The organism is Halapricum sp. CBA1109, assembly GCF_009741825.1.
In the GTDB taxonomy this organism is placed as follows: Archaea; Halobacteriota; Halobacteria; order Halobacteriales; family Haloarculaceae; genus Halapricum.
The window spans coordinates 1-23,546 of sequence record NZ_WPCA01000029.1 but is presented as its reverse complement, the minus strand read 5'-3'; the positions used below and the strand labels follow the sequence as shown (position 1 = coordinate 23,546).

General features: G+C 66.7%; 22 protein-coding genes, 1 tRNA gene and 1 pseudogene. 18 read left to right on the top strand and 6 right to left on the bottom strand.

From position 1 onward, the window contains the following. Nucleotides 1-865: pseudogene (locus GJ629_RS16060) on the top strand (hypothetical protein); the annotation flags it as partial. A 62-nt stretch (nucleotides 866-927) separates the two neighbouring features. After that, nucleotides 928-1,497, top strand: coding sequence for a hypoxanthine/guanine phosphoribosyltransferase (hpt, locus tag GJ629_RS05180; RefSeq protein WP_157512058.1), 570 nt, complete (start codon nucleotides 928-930; stop codon nucleotides 1,495-1,497). 13 nt (nucleotides 1,498-1,510) lie between these two features. On the opposite strand, the gene GJ629_RS05175 is transcribed toward hpt, so the two are convergent. Together GJ629_RS05175 and GJ629_RS05170 are read right to left on the bottom strand one after the other, a co-directional pair. Then, entirely contained in the window at nucleotides 1,511-2,752 is a 1,242-nt protein-coding gene (locus GJ629_RS05175) for an MFS transporter (RefSeq protein WP_231754496.1), read from the bottom strand. A 429-nt stretch (nucleotides 2,753-3,181) separates the two neighbouring features. Next, nucleotides 3,182-3,256: transfer RNA gene (locus GJ629_RS05170), tRNA-Met, on the bottom strand. Nucleotides 3,257-3,473: 217 nt separating this feature from the next. Between GJ629_RS05170 and GJ629_RS16885 the strand changes: the two genes are divergently transcribed. Both GJ629_RS16885 and GJ629_RS05160 read left to right on the top strand, forming a co-directional pair. Next, a complete protein-coding gene (locus GJ629_RS16885; protein ID WP_157512056.1) occupies nucleotides 3,474-3,956 on the top strand; it encodes a hypothetical protein in 483 nt (160 codons plus the stop codon). Further along, complete coding sequence (locus tag GJ629_RS05160; RefSeq protein ID WP_157512055.1) at nucleotides 3,842-6,040, top strand: DUF2298 domain-containing protein; 2,199 nt, start codon at nucleotides 3,842-3,844, stop codon at nucleotides 6,038-6,040. Before GJ629_RS16885 ends, GJ629_RS05160 begins: the two co-directional genes overlap by 115 nt. Here GJ629_RS05160 and GJ629_RS05155 read toward each other — a convergent pair whose 3' ends face one another. Beyond that, complete coding sequence (locus tag GJ629_RS05155) at nucleotides 6,041-6,295, bottom strand: HAH_0734 family protein (RefSeq protein ID WP_157512054.1); 255 nt, start codon at nucleotides 6,293-6,295, stop codon at nucleotides 6,041-6,043. It lies immediately after the preceding gene. 108 nt (nucleotides 6,296-6,403) lie between these two features. On the opposite strand from GJ629_RS05155, the gene GJ629_RS05150 reads away from it, so the two are divergent. The 8 genes from GJ629_RS05150 to GJ629_RS05115 all read left to right on the top strand — a co-directional run bounded on the left by GJ629_RS05150 (nucleotide 6,404) and on the right by GJ629_RS05115 (nucleotide 12,359). Then, a complete protein-coding gene (locus GJ629_RS05150) occupies nucleotides 6,404-6,685 on the top strand; it encodes a 50S ribosomal protein L44e (protein ID WP_157512053.1) in 282 nt (93 codons plus the stop codon). Between the two features lie 2 nt (nucleotides 6,686-6,687). Then, nucleotides 6,688-6,861: a 30S ribosomal protein S27e gene (locus tag GJ629_RS05145; RefSeq protein WP_157512052.1), complete on the top strand. Its 174-nt coding sequence runs from the start codon at nucleotides 6,688-6,690 to the stop codon at nucleotides 6,859-6,861. Then, nucleotides 6,858-7,658, top strand: a complete 801-nt coding sequence (locus tag GJ629_RS05140; protein WP_157512051.1) for a translation initiation factor IF-2 subunit alpha — start codon at nucleotides 6,858-6,860, stop codon at nucleotides 7,656-7,658. The genes GJ629_RS05145 and GJ629_RS05140 overlap by 4 nt, the downstream gene beginning before the upstream one ends. Then, a complete protein-coding gene (locus tag GJ629_RS05135; protein ID WP_157512050.1) occupies nucleotides 7,655-7,834 on the top strand; it encodes an RNA-protein complex protein Nop10 in 180 nt (59 codons plus the stop codon). Before GJ629_RS05140 ends, GJ629_RS05135 begins: the two co-directional genes overlap by 4 nt. 66 nt (nucleotides 7,835-7,900) lie before the next feature. Next, nucleotides 7,901-10,177, top strand: coding sequence for a methyl-accepting chemotaxis protein (locus GJ629_RS05130; protein WP_157512049.1), 2,277 nt, complete (start codon nucleotides 7,901-7,903; stop codon nucleotides 10,175-10,177). Beyond that, nucleotides 10,177-10,926, top strand: coding sequence for a bacteriorhodopsin (locus GJ629_RS05125; RefSeq protein ID WP_157512048.1), 750 nt, complete (start codon nucleotides 10,177-10,179; stop codon nucleotides 10,924-10,926). Before GJ629_RS05130 ends, GJ629_RS05125 begins: the two co-directional genes overlap by 1 nt. Nucleotides 10,927-10,971: 45 nt before the next feature. Beyond that, on the top strand, nucleotides 10,972-11,727 hold the full coding sequence (locus tag GJ629_RS05120) for a proteasome assembly chaperone family protein (RefSeq protein WP_157512047.1): 756 nt from the start codon (nucleotides 10,972-10,974) through the stop codon (nucleotides 11,725-11,727). 74 nt (nucleotides 11,728-11,801) lie between these two features. Further along, nucleotides 11,802-12,359, top strand: a complete 558-nt coding sequence (locus tag GJ629_RS05115) for a J domain-containing protein (RefSeq protein WP_157512059.1) — start codon at nucleotides 11,802-11,804, stop codon at nucleotides 12,357-12,359. Here GJ629_RS05115 and GJ629_RS05110 read toward each other — a convergent pair. Beyond that, on the bottom strand, nucleotides 12,356-13,540 hold the full coding sequence (locus GJ629_RS05110; RefSeq protein ID WP_157512046.1) for a threonine synthase: 1,185 nt from the start codon (nucleotides 13,538-13,540) through the stop codon (nucleotides 12,356-12,358). The two genes, GJ629_RS05115 and GJ629_RS05110, sit on opposite strands and share 4 nt — an antisense overlap. An 82-nt stretch (nucleotides 13,541-13,622) precedes the next feature. Here GJ629_RS05110 and GJ629_RS05105 point away from each other — a divergent pair, with 82 nt between their 5' ends. The 6 genes from GJ629_RS05105 (at nucleotide 13,623) to GJ629_RS05080 (ending at nucleotide 21,067) form a co-directional block, all read left to right on the top strand. Next, nucleotides 13,623-14,894: an NAD(P)/FAD-dependent oxidoreductase gene (locus tag GJ629_RS05105; protein WP_157512045.1), complete on the top strand. Its 1,272-nt coding sequence runs from the start codon at nucleotides 13,623-13,625 to the stop codon at nucleotides 14,892-14,894. Continuing rightward, a complete protein-coding gene (locus GJ629_RS05100; protein WP_157512044.1) occupies nucleotides 14,891-15,448 on the top strand; it encodes a sugar O-acetyltransferase in 558 nt (185 codons plus the stop codon). Before GJ629_RS05105 ends, GJ629_RS05100 begins: the two co-directional genes overlap by 4 nt. Nucleotides 15,449-15,485: 37 nt before the next feature. Further along, nucleotides 15,486-16,106, top strand: coding sequence for a rubrerythrin family protein (locus GJ629_RS05095; protein WP_157512043.1), 621 nt, complete (start codon nucleotides 15,486-15,488; stop codon nucleotides 16,104-16,106). 363 nt (nucleotides 16,107-16,469) lie between these two features. Further along, nucleotides 16,470-18,527 (top strand): excinuclease ABC subunit UvrB, encoded by a 2,058-nt coding sequence (gene uvrB, locus GJ629_RS05090; protein ID WP_157512042.1) that lies wholly within the window; start codon nucleotides 16,470-16,472, stop codon nucleotides 18,525-18,527. 457 nt (nucleotides 18,528-18,984) lie between these two features. Then, nucleotides 18,985-20,070: a sulfite exporter TauE/SafE family protein gene (locus tag GJ629_RS05085; RefSeq protein WP_157512041.1), complete on the top strand. Its 1,086-nt coding sequence runs from the start codon at nucleotides 18,985-18,987 to the stop codon at nucleotides 20,068-20,070. 46 nt (nucleotides 20,071-20,116) lie between these two features. Next, complete coding sequence (locus tag GJ629_RS05080) at nucleotides 20,117-21,067, top strand: alpha/beta hydrolase (RefSeq protein WP_157512040.1); 951 nt, start codon at nucleotides 20,117-20,119, stop codon at nucleotides 21,065-21,067. Between the two features lie 20 nt (nucleotides 21,068-21,087). On the opposite strand, the gene GJ629_RS05075 is transcribed toward GJ629_RS05080, so the two are convergent. Both GJ629_RS05075 and GJ629_RS05070 read right to left on the bottom strand, forming a co-directional pair. Next, nucleotides 21,088-22,311, bottom strand: coding sequence for an HD domain-containing protein (locus GJ629_RS05075; RefSeq protein ID WP_157512039.1), 1,224 nt, complete (start codon nucleotides 22,309-22,311; stop codon nucleotides 21,088-21,090). A 129-nt stretch (nucleotides 22,312-22,440) separates the two neighbouring features. Then, the gene (locus tag GJ629_RS05070) at nucleotides 22,441-23,259 is read right to left on the bottom strand and encodes a hypothetical protein (protein WP_157512038.1); all 819 of its coding nucleotides are present in this window, start codon (nucleotides 23,257-23,259) and stop codon (nucleotides 22,441-22,443) included. Nucleotides 23,260-23,546 lie beyond the last annotated feature (287 nt).

The window sequence follows — 23,546 nt, the reverse complement described above, 5'->3', positions numbered from 1 at the left end:
CGGCGGTGGCGGCGGTGGCGGCAGCAGTGGTGGCGGTGGCGTCGCGGAGGGCATCTGGACTGTCCTCGACCAGTCGCCACTCGGGGATATCCTCACGGGCGTCACGATGTACACCGGACAGCTCGTCGAGGGTGCCCGGATAATCGCCGACGAACCCGGACGCTTGGTCGACACGTTCGTCCGGAGCGGCTACGTCGCGGAGCGTGCGCCCGGCGGGACGCAGGCGATCAACCTCGCGATACTGGAGTCCGCGCCGGTGGTCGCCGGCGCCGTGGTCGCGCCGTTCACCGCCGTCGCGTCGCTGTGGCGGACACCGCGACGCCGGGAACGTCTCACTGACCCCGAAGGGGCGACGGCGCTTGCTCTCGGTACGTTCGCGGTTTTGTTGACCGCGTTGTATATTCCGCGCCTGCCGCTGTTCGCGCAGGTGACCGTCAGATATCTGCTGGCGCTGTTCCCCGTCGCCGTCGTCGCCGTGATTTTGTGGACGCCGGCGGGACGGGCGCTGGAAGCCCACGCTCGGACGTTCGGGTGGGCGCTCGCGGCGTCGGTCCTCGTCGGAGGACAACTGCTGTTCCTCGGTATCGTCTGGATCGACCCGGCCACGGGCGAGGCGTTCCAGTTTCACGCCCTGCTGGGACTGGCCGTCGCAGTCCCGCTCGGCCTCTGGACGGTCGTCGCGACCGCGACCGATCGGTTCGACCGCGCCGGCAGTGCGCTGGTCGGCGCTGCGACGGCGTCGGGGCTCGTGTTCACGTTGTTTGTCGTCACCGGCTACACCAGCAGTATCGGTCGCTACCCGTCCGACGGCGGACAAGCACTCCCGGTCGTGCGGGCACTGGCCGACCTACTCGTCTTGATTTGAGTCCGCCGGGGGCGACGACTCCGTCCCGGTCAGCTTTTACAGACGCCCCGTCTACCGCGAGCATGGACCGTCTCAAGCAGTCGCTGCTCGACGCACCGATCATCGAGAAGGACGGCTATCACTACTTCGTCCACCCGATCAGCGACGGCGTCCCGATGCTCAAACCCGAACTTCTCCGCGAGATAGTCATCCGGATCATCCGGAAGGCCGAACTGGAGGACGTCGACAAGATCGTCACGCCCGCGGCGATGGGCATCCACATCTCGACGGCCGTCTCGCTGATGACCGACATCCCCGTCGTCGTCATCCGCAAGCGCCAGTACGGCCTCGACGGCGAAGTCTCGCTCCAGCAGGTCACCGGCTACTCCGAGAGCGAGATGTACGTCAACGACGTCTACGCGGGCGACAAAGTGCTCGTCCTCGACGACGTGCTCTCGACCGGCGGGACGCTTCGGGCCATCACCGGCGCGCTCGCGGACATCGGCGCCGACATCACCGACATCGTCGCTGTCATCAAGAAGGTCGGCGGCGAGAACAAACTCGACGGGAGCGACCACGACGTGAAGACGCTCATCAACGTCGACGTCGTCGACGGCGAAGTCGTCATCGAGGACGAACACGGCGACGACTGACCGGAACCCCTTCTCAGGACTCGACGCGCGGGACGAACTGGCCGGTCTCCCGGTAGACCCCGCCCAGCAGGACGACTGCGGCGGCGACCGGAAGCACGGCACACGAGAGGTAGATAGGTTGGAACCCGACGGTTTCGACCAGCGGGAGGGTCACTATCGGCCCGAACCCGCCCCCGATATCGCCGAAGACGTTGTTCGTCCCAACGGCGCGGCCCATCCGCTCGTCGGGGACGAGGTCACCGAGCAAGGCCATCAGCGGACCGCTGGTCCCGCCTTGGCCGACGCCGACGAGCAGGCAGGCGACGCTCAACGTCGCCAGCGACTCCGCCGCCGCGAACAGGACGAACCCCAGCGACGTGGCCGCGAGGAAGACCAGCAGCGTCGGAACGCGCGACTGTAACCGGTCGCTCACGCTCCCGCCCACGTACATCGACACGCCCGCGGCGACGACGGTGAGCCCCATGAAGATACCGGAGGTTCCCTGCGCGTCGAAGCCGAAGACGCTGAGGCCCTTCCGGTCGAGAAAGAGCACCAGCGTCGCAAACAGCGCCCCGATGTAGACGAACAGGACCGCGAAGTTCACTAGCCCGACGGTCAGCGCCGGCCGACTCGTGTCGACGTCCCACGGCTTGACCGACCGGTTCGCCCCCGTTTCGACGTGCGTCTCGGGGACCGTCAGGTACGCTATCGCGCCGGCGACCACCGCGAAGACGGCGGCGACGAGAAACGCCGTGACCGTCCCCGCGAGTTCGCTCACGACACCGCCGATGACCACGCCCGTCGGAAAGCCGAACAGGACGCCGCCCCTGATCAGCCCCATGTTCGCCCCGCGGGACCCGCCGTCGCTCACGTCCGCGGCGATGGTGTACGCCGTCGCGAACACCAGTGCACTCCCGACGCCCCAGAGTATCCGGGCGAGCATAAACCACACCTCGGGCGCGGGCGCCACGACGGCGACGACGTACCCCGAGGTGGCGACCCCCTGCACTATCATTCCCACGACGAACGGCGTCCGCGTCCCGATGCGGTCGACCAGCGTTCCGGCCGGCGCGTTGGCGACCAGCCGCGAGAACCGGTTCGCGCTCAGGATCAGCCCGACCAAAAGCGGCGAGATACCGAGAATCGCCCCGAGGTTCGGCAGTATCGGGAAGATGACACCGCCCCCGAACCCGATAAAGAAGGTGCTGACAATGACCGCCGGGACGACGATACTGTCGTCGCCCGACCCGCCCAGACGCCGTCGCAGTCGCTCCATCATCGGCTCCAGTCCATCGAGTTATCGACCCTTGGCGAATCCGGGTCAAAAGCGCCGCGGTTCGAACTCTGAAACTGGGTATCGTGTCGTCAGACGGGAGATTTGAACTACGCCCACTTCGCTCCCTGCGGTCGCTCGTGTTCTCGTTCAAATCTCCTCGGCGATACTCGTCGCTCGCGGTGTTGTTCGGCTCGAAAATAGCGGGAGGTAGATTTGAACCGACGGAAGACTCACAGTGTTCGTCTTCCGGGGTTCAAACTACCGTGACCGACGTTCGACGACGCCGGACTCGTCGCTTCGCTCCTCGTGTGGCGTCGTCAGAAAGTAGCGGGAGGTAGATTTGAACCACGGTCGTTCCGCGATGCTTCACTCTCTGGTTCAAATCTCCTCAACGATACTCGTCGCTCGCGGTTTGCGAGCGACAGAATATAGCGGGAGGTAGATTTGAACTACCGATCTGCGGGTTATGAGCCCGCCGGAATCTCCTGGCTATCCCATCCCGCTACCCATTCGTATCCGTGGCCCCTCATTAAGGGTTGTGATTCGAACGCCGTCCGTGAATTTCTACCATCACCTACCTCGGCGTGAACGGAGAGGGATCGAAGATGCCGTAGGTCGGCCGCAGGCCGACGACGGCGGGACTCCCTCGCTGACGTAGGTGGCACCGACCCCTGTGGAGAGGTCACAACTTCTATATGATCCATCCGCTATCGTCCATCTAATGGAATACGGGCTCGTCGCACTCTGGCTCGTCACATACCTCGCACTGCTGTACGTCAGTATGCCCATCGCACGGGCGCTCGTCCCCTCGCTGGCCGACCGCGGTGCCGGCATCGCCCTCCCGCTCGGCCTCGCCCTCGTCTGGACTGTCGCGTACTTCGTGGGCCGATTCTCTATCACGGCCGGCCTGTGGCTCGGTATCGCGGTGCTTGCCGTCGCCGCCGGGGTCCTGTGGTACCGCGGCGCGACCGTCGACAACCGCCAGTTCGCCGAGACGGCCGCCGTCTTCTCGCTGGCGTTCCTGTTTATGATCGCCATCCGCGCCACGACCCGGCCGCCCACCCCGGGGCCGGCGAGAAGTTCCTCGATATGGGGATGCTCCAGTCGCTGTTGCGCGGGAGCACCATCCCGCCCGAGGACACGTGGTTCGCGGGCGAGACAGTCCAGTACTACTACGGCGGGCATTTCCTCGCCTCGCTTTTAGCCCGCATCACCGGCACCGAAGCGCGCTTCGCCTACAATCTCGCGCTCTCGGGCTTCTTCGCGATGCTCGTCACGGGCGTCTACGGCGTCGCTGGGTCCATCGCCGCCCACCGCGGCTTCAGCAAGGTCCGAGCCGGCGCGTTCGGCGCGTTCCTCGTCGGCTTCGCCAGCAACCTCTTCACGCCCGGGAAGTACCTCCTCGGGAAACTACCGCTCGGCGAGTCCCTCGCTGGCGTCTTCGGCGTCGAGACGACGGGCGAGTTCCAGTCGCTCGCCGCCTTCGACTACTGGAACGCCAGCCGCGTCATCCCCGTGACCATCAACGAGTTCCCGCTGTTTGCGTGGTACAACGGCGACTTACACGCCCATATGATGAGTACGCCGTTTCTCGTGGTCGTCGTCGGCCTGCTGGCGGGGCTGTACGTCGACGGGACCGACCGGCCGCTCCGCCAGCGCGCGGCCGTCGTCTTCGGCGTCCTCCCGGCGCTTGCGGGATTGCTCGCCGTGACGAACACGTGGTCGTTCCCGACCGTCGGGGGCCTCGTCGCCGTCGCGCTGACGATAGCCGTACCCCCGCCGATTCCCGGGTTCTCGGGGTTCGCACGGAGCCGTGAGGGGTCCAGCGGGGCGGCGGTGCTGGGCGGTCGATTGCTCGCCGCCCTCGGGTCCGGCGTCGCCGTCCTCCTCGTCGGCGTCGTCTGGTCGCTGCCGTTCTGGCTCGCCATCGGCGTCGGCGGTGGCGGGGGCGGCAACACGCTCGGGTTCCTCCCCGACCGCAGTGGGATGGGTGTCCTGCTGGTCGTCCACGGGGCGTTCCTGCTGGTGTCGTGGCTGTACAGCTATCGCCACCTCAAACCGCACGCCGGGCAGCCGCTACGGGTCGTGACGCTCCTCCTGACGATAGTCGCGCTCACCGTCGTCGCCGGCGCGCCCGCGGTGGGGGTGTTCGTCCCGCTGATCCTGTTCGGGTGGCTGTTGCTCGCCCTCGGCGACGTCGATGGCGTCCCGACAGTCACACTCGGTCCCGCCGCGGCCGACGGCGGGACGCCGACGAACGAGAGCGACGCGCCCGCGTGGCTCTCGCCCGGGTTCGAACTCGTCGTCCTCGTCAGCGCCGCCGGCCTCGCCGTCCTCGTGGAGTTCGTCTACCTCTCGGAGAACTTCGCGCCCGGCCGGTTCAACACCGTCTTCAAGGTGTATATGCAGGTCTGGGTCCTGTTGTCCATCGCCGGCGGCGTCGTCCTCGCCCGTCTGCTGTCGACGGCCGAGTGGCCGGCACTCACCGACGCCGCGGGCGCGCGGGGCCGGAACGCGCTGGTCGTGGGCGGTATCGCGCTGACGATAGCCGTCGAGTACGTCCTCGTGAAGATGGCCGTCACGCCGTCGTGGCTGCCCGGCATCGTCGGACTCGTGGTACAAATCGCGGTCGGCGCTCTCGTCGGCGTCGGCCTCGTCGTCCTCGTCCAGCGGATCAGGACCGCGGAGATGCCGACGGAACTCGGGTTCAGCGGACCGCGTGCGGGTACGGCGATGGTCGTCGTGGTCGTCCTCGTCGTCGCGTCGACGTCGCTGTACGGCGTCCTCGCCACCGAGGAACTGCTCAACGACCACGGGACGAGCCACGAGGACCCGACGCTTGACTCGCTGGCTTTCCTCACGCAGGACCCCTACATCGGCGACTACGGCGGCGCTCACCCCGAGGAAGCACCGGCCATCGAGTACCTCCTCTCCGAGGTGGACGGACAGCCGAACATGGTGAGCTACGGGCCGGGTGAGGCCTACCGCTGGACCAACGGGGCCGCGAGTCTGACCGGCGTACCGACGCTCGTCGGGTGGAGTCAGGAACGGGGCTACCGGAGTCCCGAGGCCTTCGAGCAACGCGTCGCGGACGTCGAGACGATATATCTCGGCTCGCCCGACCGCCAGCGAGCGCTTCTGAAGCAGTACGACGTGGAGTTGATCTACTTCGGACCGACCGAACAGCGCGAGTACGGATACACGACGGTCGACGACCTCGAGGCGGTGTCGGTGGAGAAATCGTGGGACGGGGTGACGCTCTATCGGGTCGATCAGTCGGCGCTGTGATCAGGCCGCCTCGACGACGGTGATGGTCTCGGCGTCCGTCGCGAGAGTGTCCAGATGCATCGGGATGTACTCCCGGCGCTCGTAGGTCTCGCGTTCGTCCTCCTGCCCGATGGTACACCACAACTGGGGTCGGTCGGGGCCGTGCCAGTCGCCCTGGCGCTTGACCGAGAAACAGACGTACTCCTCGCCGTCGTACTCGATAACGGCTCCTTTCCGGAGTTTCCCGGGGTCGCCGCGGACGATGAGGTTCTTCATACCTCGTCGTTGTCCGGATCCGTACTTATGAACTTCGAAGGGTGGGCGTCCCCGAACCAAACGGGTTAAAAGGTCCCGCGTCGAACCGTGCGCAAGGTCGATATCCCTATGCAGATGCCACGCCGGTTTAATACGTACTGTCCGCACTGTCACGAACACCACGAACACGAGGTCGAGAAGGTCCGTACCGGACGCTCCTCGGGAATGAAGAAGGTCAACGACCGCCAGAGCGAACGGCAGTCGGGGATCGGTAACGACGGCAAGTTCTCGAAGGTGCCCGGTGGGGACAAGCCGACCAAGAAGACCAACCTCACCTACCGCTGTAGCGAGTGTGGGACGGCCCACATCCGCGAAGGATGGCGCGCCGGCAAACTGGAGTTCCAGGAGTAACGATGGCGGGGAACTTCTACAGCGTCGCGTGCCCGGACTGTGAGAACGAACAGATCGTCTTCGGCAAGGCAGCCTCCGAGGTCGCCTGTGCTGTCTGTGGCCACACCCTCGCCGTCCCGACCGGCGGCAACGCCGATATCAAGGGCGAGGTCCTAGAGACCGTCGAAGCACGATGAAATACAGCGGCTGGCCCGAACCGGGCGAGTTGGTCGTCGGACGCATCGACGAGATAGAGGACTTCGGGGTCTTCGTCGACCTGCTGGAGTACGACGACAAGCGCGGCCTCTGTCACATCAGCGAGGTCGCCTCCGGGTGGATCAAAAACGTCCGGGACCACGTCAGCACCGACCAGCGAGTGGTCGCGAAAGTGCTCGACATCGACGAGTCCTCCCAGCAGATAGACCTCTCGCTGAAGGACGTCAACGACCACCAGCGCAAGGACAAGATACAGGAGTGGAAAAACGAGCGCAAGGCCGACAACTGGATGGAGCAGGCCTTCGGGTCGGACATCTCCGACGAGCAGTACGCCGCCGTCGCCAACGAACTGCTGGCGACCTTCGGGTCGATGTACGACGGGTTCGAGGCCGCCGCCATCCACGGCGCGGAGGGCCTCGAGGACACCGACATCGACGACGACGAGATAACGGCCATCGTCGACGTCGCCCGCGAGAACGTCTCGGTGCCGTACGTCAAGGTCACCGGCTACGTCGACCTCGAAGTGCCGGCCGGCGACGGCGTCGACACCATCAAGGACGCGCTGAAGGCCGCCGAGGGCAACGGCGAAGTGCCCGAGGAAGTCGAACTCGAAGTGACCTACGTCGGATCGCCGGAGTACCGCATCACGGTGCAGGCGCCCGACTACAAGACCGCGGAGGCCGAACTCGAGGAGAGCGCGGCCCGCGCCGAGTCGGTCATCGGCGACCACGGCGGTAGCTCCCGCTACCACCGCGAGCGCAACACCGACGAGGAATGAAATCGGACATCCGGGTGTGTTCGGCGTGGCGCGACGCCCACGACCGCCCGGTGTACACGCTTTCTTCGACCTGTCCCGAATGCGGTGCCGAGGCCGAAAACAGCGCCCCGGCCCCGTTCTCCCCCGAGGACCACTACGGCGAGTACCGGCGGGCGCGCAAGCGCCGCCAGGACTGACGTTTTCAACGGCGATAATTGCCGGCGTGCGGTTAAAAGATTCCTCCTTGTAGAGTCCACAAGGGTATGATAGACCGATTACGGCGGAGTTTCCCTGCGAAACTGATCGTCGTCGCTGCGCTCGTACTACTCGTCGTCGGCGTCTACGCTGGGCTGACGGCCGCGGAGGCGAGCGCGGACGTTGAAGCACAGGCAGAGGAGACACTCCGGGACGATGCGCGTCAGATGGCAGATACGACGAGTGTTTGGCTCGAGAGTGTCGCCACCGACCTCGACACCGTGGCGTCCTCGTCTGCCGCGAGGAGCGGCGACACCGCTGGCGTCCAGTCGTATCTCGATGGGCTTCAAACAAACGAGAGCGGTATCGTCGCCATCGGATACGACGGTGGAGACGGGACTATCGCTGCCGCGACTGACAGTTCGGTGACCGGGACGGCCCTCCCCGACGATATGGAGACTGGGACGGTCTCGAAACCGTTCGAAGTGCCGTTCCACGACGGGCAGGTCGTCGCGCTCTCCCGGGCTGTCGAGGGGGGAGACGGCCGAGCGGTCGCGGTGCTCGATATGCAGGCGTTCGTCGGTTCGCTCGGCGTGCACGGCGATAACGCCGTCGTCGCGACGGGCGACCGGACTATCGTCAGCGCGCCGTCGAGTGGCCGCATCGGCGAGACGCACGCCGACACGGACGGCCGAATCGAGGCCCTCGCGGGACAGGCGGACGGTACCCGGTTTATGACTATGGAGGAGATGGTGATGAGCTTCAGTGCCCTCGAGGAGTACGGTCTGGTCGTGATGGTCCACCAGGACCGAGCGGCGGCCTACGGACTGACCAGTACGGTTCGCTCGGCGCTTCTGGGGACGATATTTATGGGTCTCGTCGGTGTGGTCGTCATCGGTGCGACGGTCGGTTCTTCGACGGTGATAACGCTTCGCCAACTGACGACTCGTGCCGAGCAGATGGCCGACGGCAATCTGGACGTGCCACTGGAGACGCGCCGGGACGACGAGTTCGGTCGTCTCCACGCGTCCCTTGCGGAGATGCGGGACAGTCTCAAGACGCGAATCAAGGAGACGGAGGAGGCCCGTGAGGAGGCGGAGACGGCCAAGCGGGAGGCAGAGTCGGCACGGCAAGAAGCGGAACGTGAGCGACAGGAGGCGGAGGACTACACCGACCAACTCCAGTCGACTGCACAGGAGTACGCGGACGTGATGCAGGCCGCCGCGGCGGGGGACCTGACACAGCGACTCGATACGGATGGTCGCTCGCAGGCGATGGCCGACATCGGCGAGGAATTCAACGATATGATAGGCGAGATTCAGGAGACGACCCAGACGGTCGTGCGGTTCGCGGAGGACGTGGCCGAGACGGCCGTCTCAGTCGAAGGACAGGCCGACGAGGTCCAGCGTGCGACTGTCGACGTGGCCGACGCTATCGACGAGATCCAACACGGCGCACGCGAACAGGACCGGAGTCTGGAGGACGTCGCTCGCGAGATAGAGAACCTGTCGGCGAGCGCCGAGGAGATAGCGGCGACGACGGACGACGTGGCCGAGACCTCCCGGGAGACCGCCGAAGCGGCCCTGCGAGGGGAGACGGCGGCAACCGACGCCTTGGACGAGATGGACAGCGTCGTGACCTCGACGGCCGCCGCCGCCGAGACCATCCAGGGCCTCGACGAGGAGATGGGACGAATCGGTGAGATAGTCGACGTGATCCAGAACATCGCCGAGGAGACGAACATGCTCGCGCTGAACGCGTCGATAGAGGCCGCACGTGCCGGTGGCGGTGACGGTGCCGGGGACGGCCAGGGGTTCGCGGTCGTCGCGGACGAGGTCAAGAGTCTCAGCGAGGAGACCAAAGACTCCGCGGACCAGATAGAGTCCCGAATCGCGGACGTCCAAGAACAGACCGGTGAGGCCGTCGACGCCGTGACGACGGCCAGAGAGCAAGTCCAAGAGACGGCAGAGACCGTCGAGGACGCGCTCACGTCGCTTGAGACTATCGCCGAACGGGTCGACGAGAACGACGACTCGATCCAGGAGATCAGCAACGTGACCAGCGATCAGGCCAACTCCGCACAGTCGGCGTCGGACAAGATAGCCGCCGTCGCGGACATCAGCCAACGGACGGTCCAGCAGGCCGACGGCGTCGCCGACCAAGCCGACGCACAGTCTGAGTCCGTCGACGACGTTCGCGAGGCGGTCACCGACCTCCGGGGGCAGGCCGACAGCCTCCAGCAACTGCTCGAGCAGTTCACCGTTACCGATGGCGGACTGCGGAGTGAGTCCACGCCGACCGAGAGCGCGAGTCCCGACGGCGGTTCCGAGGGAGGTGCGTTCTGATGACGGTGGGCATCGAACTCTCGAACCAACTCGTCTACAGCCTCGGAACCGTCGGGATGTTCGTCGGTGTCCTCGTCGCCGCTTACGGTCTCTTCGGGGAGTCGCCGATGCGGGTCACCGACCGCAGCGAGGGGCGTCTCCTCTACGGGCTCCTCGCGTGGACCTGTGGTGTCGCGTTCCTCTCGTACTTCGGGATGACTGCCGAGATCGGGGCGTTTCGTACCGACGGCAATTACATCGAAACGCTCCGGTACGTCGACTGGGCACTGACGACGCCGGCGTTGGTCGCCGAAATCGGCATTTTGGCGGGCGCGGACCGGCGAACGGTCGCCGCCGCGGCGCTCGCGGACTTCCTGATGATCGCCGTCGGCTACGGCGCGTCGCTCGCCTCCGGCCCCCTGAAGTGGATCGGGTTCCTCGTCTCGACGGGATTCTTCCTCGTCCTCGCGTACTACCTGTTCGTCCCGTTCGGGCGGATGGCCAGCGAGGAGTCGTTCGCTCGGCAGGCGCTGTTCGGGAAGGTGCGTAACCTCACCGGCATCCTGTGGTTCATCTATCCCGCCGTGTGGATCGCGGGGCCGTCGGCGCTGTCGGTCCTCGACATCACTGCAACCGCCGCCGTGGTCACCTACCTCGACGTGACGGCGAAGACCGGCTACACGGTCATCCTCGCCAGTTCACAGGGGATGTTCGACGGCTTCTTCGGCGCCGAGTCGGCAGCGCCACAATCGCCGAGCGACGCCGACTGAGCGGTATCGACGTTCACTTAACGGTTCCCGCCACGAATAGGCCGTATGGACGAATACGACGTCGAGATACTGGCTGAACCGGAGTTGGAGTCCCCTGTCCTCATCGAGGGACTACCGGGTGTCGGTCACGTCGGGAAACTCGCTGCCGAGCACGTGTTGGAGGAACTCGACAGCGAAGTGATCGCTCGCGTCTACTCGACGCACTTCCCGCCGCAGGTCAGCGTCGAGGACGGCCGGACGGAACTGGCACACACCGAGTTCACGGCCGTCACGACCGACAGCGGCCCGGACGTGGTCGTCCTGACCGGCGACCACCAGGCACAGGACAACGCGGGCCACTACGGACTGGCCGACACGTTCCTCGACGTGGCCGAGCGCTTCGGCGTCGAACGGGTGTTCGCGCTGGGCGGCGTCCCGACGGGCGAGTTGATCGAGGAGTACGACGTCCTCGGGGCGGCGACGAGCGACGACCTGATCGACGACCTGACCGAGGCCGGCGTCGACTTCCGTGAGGACGAACCGGCCGGCGGCATCGTCGGCGTCTCGGGACTGCTGCTGGGCCTCGGCGAGCGCCGCGGGTTCAGTGCCGCGTGCCTGATGGGCGAGACCAGCGGCTACCTCGTCGACCCCAAGTCCGCACAGGCGGTGCTTGAGATACTACAGGACGTCGTCGGTTTCGAGGTCGATTTCGCCTCGCTGGAGGACCGCGCCGACGAGATGGAGGAGGTCGTCCGCAAGATACAGGAGATGGAGCAGAGCGCACAGGCCCCCTCCGACGAGGACCTGCGGTACATCGGCTAACCGGGACGCTCTTAGTTTTCGACCCCTAAAGCTGGGGTGTGTTACCCGAGTGGATCGCTGCGTTGCCGACGTGGATGCTCGTCGGAGCGCTGCTCGGACTCGCCGCAAGCGGCGGTGTCGCGGGACTTTTCCTCCTCGCTCAGCGGTTCTTTCCCGCCCAGACCGAGCCACCGCGAACGGAGGACACGGAGTCACGCCGCAGCGGCGAGATTCGGGAGTATCTCCGACGGATCGACGAACCGTTCGCCGAGGACCACGTCGTCGCCGGCCAGACGGTCGCGTTCTACCTCCCGGCGCGCGACGTGGCCATCACCTTCGACCCGCGAGCGTACTACCGCATCGACCGAACCGAGACGGACGCCGTTCTCGTCGAACACGAGTTCCCCGGCGTCGCTATCGGTGCCCGTCTCCCCTTCGAGACGCCGACGCCGTACACGCCCGACCACACCGCTGTCGACCCGGCCGTCGCGGCCTTCGACGAACTCGGCCTCCCCGCGGACGCCAGCGAGGCCGACGTGCGCGACGCCTACCGCCGGCGGGTCAAGGAGGTCCACCCCGATCAGGGCGGGTCAGAACAGGACTTCAAACGGGTGCGGGAGGCCTATACGACCGCCCGACAGCACGCCAGCTAGATCCCTTTGCTCATCAGGTGACTCCGCAGTACGTCGGACTCCTTGTTCGCGCTGGAGGGGTTGACCACGACCACGGTGTCGTCCTCCCCGAACGCGCCCCGGTCGGCCAGTTGTGCGGCCGCGCTCGCCGCCGCCCCGCCGCCGGTCCCGACGCCGATACCGGCCTCCTGCGCGATGGTCACCGCGTGTTCGAGGATGTCGTCGTCCTCGCTGGCCACCGCCGTCCCGCCGCTGTCACGAACGGCGTCGAGGACCAACGCCCCGCCCGCGGGGTCCGGGACTTCGAGGCCGCCACAGATCGTATCGGGGCGTCCGACCGATTGGGGGTCTATCTCGCCGGCGTCGAAGGCGTCGACGACCGGCGCACAGCCCGCGGCCTGTGCCGCGTGGAGCGTCGGCACGTCCGCGATCAACCCGAGACGGTCCAGTTCCCGCGCGGCGCCCGCGCCGCCGACCAGCCCCGTCCCGTGGCCGACGGGGTAGACGACGTGGTCCGGGGCGGTCCAGTCCCGCTGTTCGAGTACTTCGTACAGCAGTGTCTTCGCGCCGGCGTGGCGGTACGGCGAGTCGAAGGCGCCGACGCTGTGCCACGTCTCCTCCCCTGTGAGGGCGTCGCTGAACGCCTCGATTGCGTCGTCGAGGCGACCGCCGACGACGTTCATCTCGCCGCCGTGGACGTTGATCATCGCCTTCGTGTCGAAGGTCGACCGCGAGGGGACGAACGACTCCGAATCGAGCCCCGCCCGGGCGGCCACGGCGGCGACCGACTGGCCGGCGTCGCCGCTGGTGGCCAGTGCGACCGTCTCGGCCCCGTGGTCGGCGGCGGCCGACACCGCCAGCGTCGCCCCCCTGTCGGCGGTCGACCCGGTCGGATTCGCGCCTTCGTCTTTGATCCACACCGATTCGACGCCCCAGCGGTCGGCCAGCGTCGGGGCCGAGACCAACGGTGTCGCGCCCGCGCCGACGGAGACCAGCGACGACGCGGGAAGCGGTAGCAACTCGGCGTATCGTTCGATGCCGTCGAAGGGCCGGCCCGCGAGCGTCTCGGGGCCGACGTCGACGGCACCGACATCGAGTCGCGGGTCGAGGACGCCCTCGCAGTCCGGACAGCGGTGGGTCGTGGTCGCGGGGTCGTGTTCGGCCCCGCAGTCGGTGCAGACGAGCGTGTGCGTGGCGGGCATAGTCGCCCTCGGGGTGCCAGCGGCAAAGCGCTGTCCCACTCCGGTCACAGCGGTTTTGTACGGCCGCGCCCACCCCACTCGTATGAGCGACATCGTCGTCGCGGGCGCCGGCCTGGCGGGACTGGTCGCCGCGCGACACCTCGCCGCGGCCGGCCACGACGTGACTGTGTTCGAACGGGAGTCGACCGTCGGCGGCCGGGTCCGGACCGACCACGAGGACGGCTACACCTTCGACCGCGGGTTTCAGGTCCTCTTTACCGCCTACCCCGCTGTCCGGCGGGAACTCGATCTGGACGCGCTTTCCCTGCGGCGGTTCTCCCCGGGCGCGACCATCGCGCGCCCGAACAGCCGTGCGGTGCTCGCAGACCCCTTCGGCGACCCGCGGTCGGCGGTCGAGACGCTGCTCAACCGCGAGGTCCGCACTGCCGATAAGCTCCGCTTGTTCACCCTCCAGCGTGAACTCCGCCGGACCGACGCAGCCTCGATTTTGGACCCCTCTGGACCGGACCAGACCATCGAGGACTTCCTCGCCGACTACGGCTTCTCGACGGCGTTCGTCGAGCGCTTCGCCGCGCCTTTCTACGGCGGCATCACCCTCGACCGGTCGCTGTCGACCGACGCCCGCGTCTTCCGGTACACCTTCAAGATGCTCGCCGAGGGCGACACCGTCGTCCCCGCCGGCGGGATGGGCGCGATAACCGAGCAACTAGCCGAGACGGCCCGCGCGGCCGGCGCGACGATAGAGACGGACGCGCCCGTCGCGGACGTGACGGGTGAGGCCGACGGCGCGACGGTGACTGTGGACGGTGAGACGGTCGAGGCGGACGCGGCCGTCGTCGCCACCGACCCCGGGAGCGCGCGGGACCTCACCGGTGTCGAGACAGTGCCGACCGAACCGAAAGGCTGTGTCACCCAGTACTACACGCTCCCGTCGTACGCGAAACTGGACACCGGGCGGAAACTGCTGCTCAACGCCGTCGACGCGCGGCCGAACCAGATTGCCCCGCTGTCGGCCGTCGCCGAGACGTACGCCCCGGCGGGCGAGCAACTGCTGAGCGCGACGTATCTCGGCGAGGAGACGGCAGGCGACGAGGAACTGGCGGCCCGGACCCGGGAGGTTCTGGCTCAGTGGTACCCCGAGCGAAACGTCTCGGACTTGGAGTTGCGCCACACCGACCGCATCGAGTTCGCACAGTTCGCCCAGCCACCCGGCTTCCGGTCGTCACTGCCCGACGTTACGGATCCGGAGGGGCAAGTGTTCCTCGCGGGCGATTTCACCCGCTGGTGTGCGATTCAGGGCGCGATGGAGAGCGGGCGCGAGGCCGCCGACGCCGTGGGGGAGAGGCTCGGATGACCAGCGAGCGCGAGCGGATGACCGCGGGCGGCCCCTACGACCCGAGCCATCCGGACCTCGTCGAGGACCGCCGCGTCGCCCGCGTGCTGACGCGGGCACACAACGAGCGGACGGACCCCGAGGAGCGCCGCGCGGTGCTCGAGTCGCTGTTCGGGTCCGTCGGCGACCGCGTCCACGTCGAACCGCCCTTCCGCTGTGACTACGGCTACAACGTCCACGTCGGCGACAACTTCTACGCCAACTTCGGCTGTGTGTTTCTCGACATCTGCCCCATCGAGTTCGGCGAGCAGTGTATGCTCGGCCCGAGCGTCCACGCCTACGCGGCGACCCACCCGGTCCGGGCCGAACAGCGGTACGACGGCGAGGAACTGGGCGAGGGCATCACCGTCGGCGACCGGGTGTGGATCGGTGGACAGGCGATTCTCACGCCCGGCGTCACCGTCGGCGACGAGGCAGTCGTCGCCGCGGGGGCCGTCGTCACCAAGGACGTCCCGCCACGCACCGTCGTCGGCGGGAACCCGGCGACGGTGATCCGTGACCTCGACGCCGAGTAACGGTACATACAAACCCGGCCCAGCCGAATCCGGGCGTATGACCGCAGACGACTTCGTCGAGACGTTGCGCTCGGAGTACCAGACGTCGCTGTCGCGGCTGGGCTCCTCGAAATCGCTGTACGCCGACACCGCCGGGGAGATGGACCCTGCCGCTGTCACCGCGGCGGCACTCGCCGACGAACGGGCCGCCGCCGAGACGTTCGACGCGTGGGCGACAGACACCGAGGGCCCGCTTTCGGAGGCGTTCGCCGATGCCGCGTCGTTGGCCCGCGACCACGCCGAGACGCTGGCGGGCGAGACCGAGGCCGACGTGCCCGACGCCCCGGCAATCTACGCGGTGCTGGCAGAGCACTCCACCGCGGTCGAACGCCTCGGGGGCGTCGTCGGTCGGTCGCTGGTCGTCGAGCAGAAGACGACCCAACGGACCGGCTTCTTCACCGGGCAGGCCGACCCACAGACCGCACAGACGTTCCGCGGGTTCGGCGAGGACGTCGAGGCCCAACTCGAACAGGCCGTCGATCTGCTGGCCGGCCAGTGTGCCGGCGAGGACGACTGGGCGGCCGCGGAGGCGGCCGCGAGCGAGGTCATCGAGGAAGCGTACGACGAGTACGTCGAGACGCTGGAAGGGATGGGCGTCAACCCCAAGGACGTCTGCTAAACCGCCACTTTTTACAGTTCGGGGGTTTCCTCGCGGCTCCGCCGCTGCGGGAACCCCCGACTCCAAAAACGTGGGGAAAAACTCCCTCGGCCTCACTGCGTTCGGCCGAGTGAAACGCCCCCCTCAGGAAGACTCGCTTTGCTCCTCTTCCACGGTCCTCGTTCGCTCTGCTCACGATGACTCAGGTCGGCGTATGCTCGACTGCCCGCGGTCTCACTCTCGGATGCAACCGACGCGGTCACAGCGCCGTCGGCGTCGGTGGGTCGTGTTCCGGCACGGACGAATCGGTCAGCCGTAGCGTGATCCGGCCGTTCGCCCGAGCGACCGAGCGCCTGAAGTCACTGTGGGACGTGAGAACGGACAATGAGTGACGCCAGCGGTCCACTCTCGCCTGACCGTCCGGACGTCGACCGACCGCTCGTCGTCGACGCGCCGTTCGACCCCGCCGGCGACCAGCCCGAGGCCATCGAACAGTTGGTCGAGGGCTACCGGCAGGGGATGGACAGACAGACGCTGCTCGGCGTGACCGGGTCGGGAAAGACCAACACCGTCTCGTGGGTGCTGGAGGAGCTGGACCAGCCGACGCTGGTCATCGCCCACAACAAGACCCTCGCGGCACAACTGTACGAGGAGTTCCGGGAGCTGTTTCCCGACAACGCCGTCGAGTACTTCGTCTCCTACTACGACTACTACCAGCCCGAGGCTTACGTCGAGCAGACGGACAAGTACATCGAGAAAGACGCCTCGATCAACGACGAGATAGACCGCCTGCGCCACAGCGCGACTCGCTCGCTGCTCACCCGGGAAGATGTCATCGTCGTCGCCTCCGTCTCGGCCATCTACGGCCTCGGTGACCCGCGGAACTACATCGATATGTCCCTGCGTATCGAACAGGGTCAACGGATCGACCGCGACGAACTGCTCGGCCGCCTCGTGGACCTGAACTACGAGCGCAACGACGTCGACTTCACGCAGGGCACGTTCCGGGTCCGGGGGGACACCGTCGAAATATACCCGATGTACGGCCGCTACGCCGTCCGCGTGGATATGTGGGGCGACGAGATAGACCGCCTCGTCAAACTCGACCCGCTGGAAGGTGAGGTCGTCCGCGAGGAACCGGCGGTCCTGCTCCACCCCGCCGAACACTACTCCATCCCCGAGGAGCGACTGGACCGCGCCATCGGCGAGATAGAGGAACTGAAAGAAAAGCGCGTGAGCTATTTCGAGCGGCAGGGTGACCTCGTCGCCGCCCAGCGAATCGAAGAGCGGACCACCTTCGATCTGGAGATGCTCAAAGAGACCGGCTACTGCTCGGGCATCGAGAACTACTCGGTCCACCTCAGCGACCGCGAGTCCGGGGAAGCGCCGTACACACTGCTCGATTACTTCCCAGAGGACTTCCTCACGGTCATCGACGAGTCCCACCAGACAGTGCCACAGATCCGCGGCCAGTACGCCGGCGACAAGTCACGGAAGGACTCGCTGGTCGAGAACGGCTTTCGGCTGCCCACCGCCTACGACAACCGGCCGCTGACCTTCGAGGAGTTCGAGGCAAAGACCGACCGGACGCTGTACGTCTCGGCGACGCCGGGCGACTACGAGCGTGAGATCTCCGATCGGATCGTCGAACAGATCGTTCGGCCGACTCACCTCGTCGACCCCGAGATAGAGGTGAGTCCGGCCAGCGGACAGATCGACGACCTCCTCGAACGCATCGACGAGCGAATCGACCGCGACGAGCGCATCCTCGTCACGACGCTCACGAAACGGATGGCTGAGGACCTCACCGAGTACTTAGAGGAGGCCGGTATCGCCGTCGAATATATGCACGACGAGACTGACACGCTCGAACGTCACGAACTCGTCAGGGGCCTGCGCTCGGGCGACTTCGACGTCCTCGTCGGGATCAACCTCCTCCGGGAGGGGCTGGACATCCCCGAAGTGAGCCTCGTCGCTATCCTCGACGCCGACCAGGAAGGCTTTCTCCGGTCGACGACGACGCTCGTCCAGACGATGGGCCGGGCGGCCCGCAACGTCAACGGGAAGGTCGTCCTCTACGCCGACGAGCGCAGCGACGCGATGACCGACGCCATCGAGGAGACCCAGCGCCGCCGCCGCATCCAAAAACAGTACAACGAGGACCACGGCTTCGAACCGACGACTATCGAGAAGGAGATCGGCGACACCGCGCTCCCCGGGAGCAAGACCGACACCAGCGGGACGGCCAGTTCAGACCCCGAGGACGCCGAGAGCGCTGCCCGACAGATCGAGCAGTTACGGGACCGGATGGAGGCCGCCGCCGACAACTTGGAGTTCGAACTCGCGGCGGACATCCGCGACCGCATCCGGGAACTGCGCGAGGAGTACGACCTCGACCGCCCCGAGGAGGAGGGCGTTCCGGCCCCCGACAGCGAGTTCTAAGGTTCGGCGCTATCGGGGGCGGACACTCACGGGCGTTTCTCCGGGCGCCGACACCACTGCTGGCGCTTTTCAGCGCTACGAGACAGTGTCTGCGGCCCGGGTCCCGGCCGTGAGAGAACGGTGTCGTGAACTATCGTTCTCGGCGTGCCCGGGTCCGCATCTCGATGTACCGCTTTGGCCAAGAACGGACGTGCTGGCGGAGCCATCCTACTACCCCCAGGGGCCGCGACTCGTCGTTCCGGTCACTACTTTCGCGTCCGAGCGACGGGGATCCGTGGCTCATATGTAACGATTTGTCACGGCACTACTAAAATTCCGGGGTGCGTTCCCGTACTGTCGGATATCACATTGTCGCGGCGACAACTGCTGTTTCGAACGGTATGAGAATCGTTCGTGATAGTTCTCCCGTATCCAAATACATTTATATCCAACTGTCTGATTGTGCGTTCAGCAGCTAATGACACGGTCCACGTCGGATTGGCTCACGCGGTCGTTCCTGCGATACCAGCACGTGTTCGTCTTCGCCGCGCCGGTCGTGTTCGTGGCGGCGGTGATACTGTTCGCACCGATTCAAGGAGACGGCAGTCTCGGGTACTGGCTGGAGTACTGGTGGCTGTTCCCGTTTTTCCTGCTCGGGGCGACCATCGTCAACACGGTGGGGATCAGCGGGTCGGCGCTGTTCGTCCCGTTCCTGATCTTTATTTTCCCCATCTTCGCCTACCCGCTCAAACCGGTGACGCTGGTGAAAATCGGGCTTATCAGCGAGTCCTTCGGTCTGTCCAGCTCCTCGGTCGCCTTCGTCAAACACGGACTGGTCGACCGACGACTCGCGGTGACGCTGGTCGGCGGCGCAGTCCCGTTCGTCGTCGCCGGGGCCGTCGCGTCGTTTTTTATCCCGGAGTACCTGTTCCAGTTCCTCCTCGGGCTGGCGCTGCTGGCGTCCTCGATACTCCTGTTCAAGGCTGACCTCGGCCACGAGGAACCGGGTAGCGCCGACGACGGCGGCGCGACCGCGGCCGACGGCGGACTCGACGGGATGCCCAACGACGCCGACAAACTCGGTCCCGCCGGCGTAGTGACCGACGGTGGCGGCAACGTCACCCGCGTCGACCGCGACGGCAACGACTACGGATACACCCGCGGTGGCTACCTCGAACGGTTCGCCAACTACTCCGTCGGCGGCGTCTTCCAAGGGCTGGCCGGGTTCGGCATCGGCGAACTGGGCATCATCTCGATGCTCCGGACGAAGGTGCCGGTCAAGGTCGCTATCGGCACCAACCACATCGTCGTGGCGACGACGGCCATCCTCGCCTCGTTGGTCCACGTCTTCGGCGGGACCATCGTCCCCGGCGCACACAACATCAGCATCGCCTCGACGCCGTGGAATATGGTCGTCTGGACGGTTCCGGCGACGGTGACCGGCGGCCAGATAGCGCCGTACGTCGCCTCGGCACTGGACACCGGGACCATCAAGAAGGGCGTCGGCGTCCTCTTTGCCGTCATCGCCACGGCGCTGTTCCTCATCGCGTCCGGACTGGCCTGAGGCCGAACCACCGCCGTTTTTGCGCGCCCGGTCGGACCGAACGAATATGGACCGTGCCACGACGTCACGCAGAGCCTTCCTCGCCGCGGCGACGGCTACGGCGCTCGCGGGGTGCTCTGAATCGACAGGACAATCCCCGACGACCGATGGCTCAGACACGACGACCGACAGGACCACACCGACGACCACCGAGGACACGACGACACCGACAGCGGGGGACGTCGACATCCGGCGCGACGTCGACTTCCGGGAGACGCCACAGCGGACGCTGGCCCTCGACCTCTATCTCCCCGCCGGCGAGGGTCCACATCCCTTCTTCGTGTTCGCCCACGGCGGCGGGTGGCTCACCGGCGACAAGACCCAGCGCCCGATGTTCCCGGCGCTGGCCGAGGACGGCATCGCCGTCGCCGACATCCAGTACCGACTGGCCGGCGAGAAACAGTACCCTGCGGCCGTCCGGGACACCGTCGCCGCGGTGAAGTGGGTCCGCGCCGAGGGCGACGCCTACGGCATCGACGGCGACCGCGGTGCGCTGGGCGGCTACTCCGCCGGCGCGCATCTCGCGGCGCTGGTCTCGGTCGCGCCCGACGTAGCGACCTTCCAACCGTCAGACTTTCACCCCGACGTGTCGGCGTCGGTGGACGCGCTGGTGGGTTACAGCGGCCCCTACGACTTCACGGAGGCCGGTGCCGGCGAGAACCAACTCGTGGAGGCCTTCTTCGGCGCGGACGCCGCCGACGAGACGCTGGCGGAGGGGTCGCCGACGACACACGTCGACGGCGACTCCCCGCCGGCGCTGTTGGTCCACGGCACCGACGACGGCGTCGTCCCCTACCGGTCGACGACAGTGATGGCCGAACGGCTCCGCTCGGCGGACGTCTCCGTCGAGGTGATCACCGGCGAGGGGGCCGGCCACGGGATGATCGACGACCCCGAGTGGCGCGAACAGACGCTGCCGGCCCAGCGGTCGTTCCTCCGGGACCGGCTCGACCCCTGAGAGTCCCCCACCGTCCCGGATCACTGGAACTCGTCGAGTGTCGCGTGGACGCCGGGCCGGATGTCCTGCACGCGGGCGTCCTCGACGTCGATACCGAGGACGGAGACGGCCGCCTCGCCGACGGCTTCCTGCTGTTCAGGCGGCGCGTAGACCCCAAGTCGCCACTGGTCGCGCTGTGCGGCCCGTAACGCCCGCACGAGCGTCGACTGCTCGGCGAGCGAGCGTATCTCCCCGCCGACCATCACCCGCGAGGACGTCTCGGTCATCTCGGGTTCGGCGGGCGCGTCGAGGACGACTGCCTCCCTGTCGACGCCGGCGCTCTCGGCGATGTCCCGTTCTAGCTCCCGCCGCCGGTCGTGGCCCACACCGATCAGATCCTCGGGCACGGCGTCCATCTCCGCCCAGACGCCGCGTTTGTACAGGTCCCGGTAGGCGATGCGCCTGCCGTACTCGGCGGTCGCCTCGTGGTCTCTGAGCGCGACCAGCAGTTCCGCGTCGTCCATCCGGCGCAACTGCCCGGCGTCGACGGCCGTCGCCTCCAACAACCGCTCGCTGGCCCGCCGGAGCATCGCCTTGGCGATGCGGGCGACGTGGTGGCTGTAGACGACCGGGTTCATCAACGCCCGGGCGAGGAGCAGGCTCTCTGCCGTCTGGACGTTGCCCTCGTCGAGCACCAGTTCGCCGTCCCGGAAGCGCAACTCCCGGATCAACCGACCGTGGTCGATAGTGCCGTAGGGGACGCCGGTGTGGTGGGCGTCCCGCGCGAGGTAGTCCATCCGGTCGACGTCGAGTTCGCCCGAGACGAGTTGCCCGAGTTCCCCCTTGCCCTCCACGAGGTCGGCGACCGTCGCCGGGTCGAGGCCGTGGTCGTCGAGCACCTGCGCGACCGCGCCGCTGTCCAGCAGTCCGTGGACCTCGTCGTGGTACTTCCCGGTGTGCCGATACAGCAGGTCCTCGATGTTGTGGCTGTATGGCCCGTGGCCCACGTCGTGCAACAGCGCCGCCGCCCGGACCCGTTCGGCCTGTTGACCCTCGATACCGAGGTGTCCAAGCGCCCGGTTGGCGATGTGGTAGACGCCCAGCGAGTGTTCGAACCGGGTGTGGTTCGCGGAGGGGTAGACCAGCGTCACCGTTCCGAGTTGCGTGATGTGGCGCAACCGCTGGACCGGCGGCGTGTCCAGCAACGCCCGCGCGACGCCCTCGACTTCGATGTAGTCGTGGACGGAGTCTTTGATCGTCTTCATACTCGCCGGTTGGACGCCCGCGGGCAAAAGAGTCCGCTCGTCCTCATAGTGTTTCTTGTAGGGCATTTCTGTATCGACCGCCTGCTGAACTCAGGCGGCCGGACCGGTACACAGCTACAAGAAACACTATCAGCGTTCGTCGGTGTCGAAGGTGAACTCGATGACGCCGGTGCGACCGCCCGTGTCGTAGGCGGGTTCGCCGTTGGGGTCGTACCGGTCGTCGAGGCTCTCGTCGACGTAATCCTCTAGGTCGCCTTGGTCGGCGTCGCCCTCGTTTTCGAAGACGGTGACGAACTTCGCGTCGCTCTGTTCGCCGTTGACCGTGATGGCGACGCCCCCGCCGAGGGCGCCCTCGAACGACCCGGCCTCGGGGTTCCCGTCCTCGATGGCTTCGCTCTCGAACCGCCCGCTGACGAGTGTCGTCTCGCCGAGTTCGTCGGTCAGTATCGAGAAGGCCTCGCTCTCGTCGGTGAACCGCGCGGTGTTGCCGGCCTGCGTGTCGATGACCGTCTCCAGAACGTCGACGGCGTCGGCGTCGCTCGTCGGCGTCCCGCCGAACCCGCCGGAACTGAGGTTCGTCCCGCGGACGACTCGCGTCCCGTTGACGGCGAACGCGAGCGACACCGTGTCACCGCTGTCGACCGGGACGTAGACGGTGAACTCGCCCTCCTCGCCGTCCTCCTCGAACTCGCTGGTCTCCTCGCCGTCGCTCTCCAGTTCGTCGACGACGTCGTCCTCCTCGTAGTCGCCGTCGACGACCGCGTACTCGCCGGTTCCGAGACGCAGCGTCATCTCGTCGAAGTCGACGCCGGTGTTCCCAAGCTCCTGCTGTTCGTAGGTCTCGTAGGTGTCCTCGTCGAAGTTGTCCTCGTTCTCGGCTATCTTTCTGGGGTTCGAGTAGCCGAAGGTCAGTGACTCGGTGTCCTTGTACTCGGCGGGTGCCGGCACCCACTCGGTGTAGCCCGCCCCACCGAGAAACGGAATGGAACTACACCCCGACAACGACCCCGCCGCGAGGAGGCCCGCCGTCGCCGCGACCCGATTTCAGCGCTGTTCGTCGCGTCAAAGAGTCCCCTCTATCCTGACTCATACAACGCTTATCTAACGGACTACCGTATAAATTCTTGTGGTTGACACAACCAACGCCGACATCCTCGGTCGGTTTGTTCTCCCGTGACGGACGTTCTACTCCCGAGACGGACATATCCGTTCGTCGTCGCCTTTCCGCCCCTCCA